Genomic DNA, 2805 nt, shown 5'->3' on the forward strand with positions numbered 1-2805 from the left:
GGCGGCGCCGGACTGGGCGGTGGCCGGGCGGGCCGCCACTAACAGCAGGCCCCAAAGGGCAAATCCAGCCGGCTTAAATTGTATTCTGCGCGTAAACATTCCGCAAAATAACTACACCGGCGGATATTTTGAAAGGGCTCGATTGAACTATGTTTATACGCTGGTACTTAACCAATTTCCTAAAGCACAAAACCGGGCCCCAGGCCCACCAAGCCCTGCCAACTGCAGCAGAAACTCGGCGGACGCGGGGCCCGGTTTTGTATTTTTTCCGGTCGGCCTAGCGGGTGCGCACGGCGATTTCGACGCGGCGGTTCTCCTGGCGGCCGGCGGCGGTGGCGTTGGTGGCCGCGGGCTCCGCTTCGCCCATGGGCTCCACGCTCAGGCGGGAAGCGGCGATTTTACCGTTCGACACGAGGTACGTTTTCACGGCTTCGGCGCGCTGCTCGCTCAGGGCCTTGTTGTAGCCCTTGGTGCCGCGGGCATCGGCGTAGCCCATCACGCGCACGTCGCTTTTGGCGAAGCGCTGGCCGATGGAACCCGTGATCTGGTCCAGGGCCTTGGCGGCACCGGGCTTGATGGCGGCCTTGTCGGTGTCGAACAGCACGGTTTCGTCAACGGTGTACACGTCGTAGTCGCCGTCGCCGCGCACGGTGATGCCGGGCAGGTTCACTTCCGCAAATTTCACGTCTTTCAGTTTGTCCTTGCTCACCGTCCAGGCGTTGCTGATGGCGGTACCGGCCGCAGCTACGGCGCCCTCGGCCGCATCTACGGCCTTGGCGCCCAGTGTATCGGCGGTTTCGCCGGTGCGGGCCACTACGGCCGTGTCGGCGGTGGCATCGGCCAGGGTCTCTTTGGTTTCAGAGGTTTTGGTTTCGCAGCCAGCAAGGAGTACGGTGGCGGCGACGAGGGAAAGAAAGGGCTTGTACATGGTATTTCAGTAAATGAATGTTACCATACGCAGTTGGGGGCCCCGGCGTTGGCTTATTCCGTCACAAACACCCGTTTCACCCGCTCGCTCACGTTGGTAAGCAGCTCGTAGGCGATGGTGCCGATGCGGGCCGCCAGCAGCGGCAGCGGCAGCTCCGCGCCGAACACCACGGCCACGTCGCCGGCCCGCGCCGCGGGGATGTCGGTCACGTCCACCATGCACATGTCCATCGCCACCGAGCCCACCACCGGCGCGCGCTGCCCGTGCACCAGCACCACGCCCGCCCCGCTGCTGAAGCGCCGGTCGTAGCCGTCGGCGTAGCCAATGGCCAGGGTGGCAATGCGCCGCGCGGCATCAGTAGCCGTGCCCCGGCGGCCGTAGCCCACGGTAGCGCCGGCGGGCAGGGTTTTTATTTGCGAGATGGTGGTGCGCAGCGTGCTCACCGGACGCAGGGCGTTGGCATCCAGCCCGCTGGCGTCCACGCCGTAGAGGCCAATGCCGAGCCGCACCATGTCGAAATGGGCCTCGGGAAAGCGCCGGATGCCGGCCGAGTTCAGGGCGTGCTTCAGCACGGGGCGGCCCAGGGCTTCCTCCAGGGCCCTCGCCATGCGGCCGAACGCGGCCAGCTGCTGGCGGGTGAAGTCGTCGTGGGCGGGGTCGTCGGCCGCGGCCAAGTGCGTCATGATGCCGGCCACCGGCAGGCGGGCGCGGTGCTGGCGCAGCAGGGCCCCCAGCGCCGGCACGTCGGCCTCCTCGAAGCCCAGGCGGCGCATGCCGGTATCGAGCTTAATGTGAATTGGCGAATTGGTGAAGGAGGGAGTTGGCGCGTCGGTGGCCGGCAAGGTGGCCAGGTAGGCTTCCAGGATTTCGAACGAGTAGATTTCCGGCTCCAGGCGGTGGCGGCGCAGCAGCTCGAAGGCGTCGGGGGCCGGGTTCATCACCATGATGGGTAGGCCGATGCCGGCCTCGCGCAGGGCAATGCCCTCGTCGGCGTAGGCCACGGCCAGGTAGTCGGCCCGCTGAAATTCGAGCAGGCTGGCCACCTCGTACGAGCCCGCGCCGTAGGCAAACGCCTTGACCATCACCATCAACTTGGTGCCCGGCCGCAGCTGCTGGCGGAAATGCTGGAGGTTGTGGCCCAGCGCGTCGAGGTTCACCTCCAGCACCGTACCGTGCTGCTGCGCCTGCAACGCCGCCACGATACGCTCGAAGCCGAAGCGGCGCGCGCCTTTCACTAGGATGGTTTCGTGGGCAAAATCGGCCGGGTTGAGCTGGGCGAGGAAGGCTTCGGTGCTGGGGTAGAATTCAGTTAAAAGTTGAGAGTTAAAAGTTAAAAGCGTTGGTTCCTCCGCTGTTTCGCCGGCTTTTAACTCTTCACTTTTAACTTTTAACTCGCTCATCTCCGCGGAAATCTCCGGCCCGATGCCCACCAGGCGCGTGACGCCGTGGGCGGGCAGCAGGGCCCCCACGCGGGCGTAGAGCGCGGGGCCCGTGAGGCCCGATTCGAGCACGTCGCTGAGGATGAGGGTGCGGCGGCCGGGGCGGCCTGGCGGCCCAGCGCGGCCAGGGCCAGGGCGAGGCCGGCGAGGTCGTTATTATAGGTATCGTCGAGCAGGTACGAATCGTGGCGGCCCTGCTTCATTTCGAGGCGCATGGCCACGGGCTGGAGGCGGGCCAGGCGGCGCTGGATTTCGGCCGGGGCCACGCCGCGGGCCAGCAGCACGGCCAGCCCGTGCAGGGCGTTTTCGACGGAGGGCTCGTCGGCGAAGGGCAGCACGAAATCGGCCCGGGGCCCCAGCTGGCCGGCGCGGGCCTTCACGGCGGTGCGGCCTGCCTCGGCGGCGCCACCCGGAAGCGCAGGGCCGCGCCGGGCGCGT

2 protein-coding genes and 1 pseudogene are annotated in these 2805 nt (G+C 66.8%); all 3 read right to left on the minus strand.

All coding sequences use genetic code 11. The annotated features are described in order from the left end of the window. Positions 1-277 precede the first annotated feature (277 nt). Complete coding sequence (locus BEN49_RS13755; RefSeq protein WP_070744299.1) at positions 278-928, minus strand: OmpA family protein; 651 nt, start codon at positions 926-928, stop codon at positions 278-280. 53 nt (positions 929-981) lie between these two features. Continuing rightward, a complete protein-coding gene (gene alr, locus BEN49_RS13760) occupies positions 982-2439 on the minus strand; it encodes an alanine racemase (protein ID WP_239691933.1) in 1458 nt (485 codons plus the stop codon). Further along, positions 2325-2805: pseudogene (locus BEN49_RS29555) on the minus strand (hypothetical protein); the annotation flags it as partial. The gene alr and the pseudogene BEN49_RS29555, both read right to left, overlap by 115 nt.

This window comes from Hymenobacter coccineus, assembly GCF_001816125.1.
Lineage (GTDB): Bacteria > Bacteroidota > Bacteroidia > Cytophagales > Hymenobacteraceae > Hymenobacter > Hymenobacter coccineus.

Coding starts and splice junctions, on each gene's coding strand:
- BEN49_RS13755 (WP_070744299.1), bottom strand. CDS start 928: ATGTACAAGCCCTTTCTTTCCCTCGTCGCCGCCACCGTACTCCTTGCT.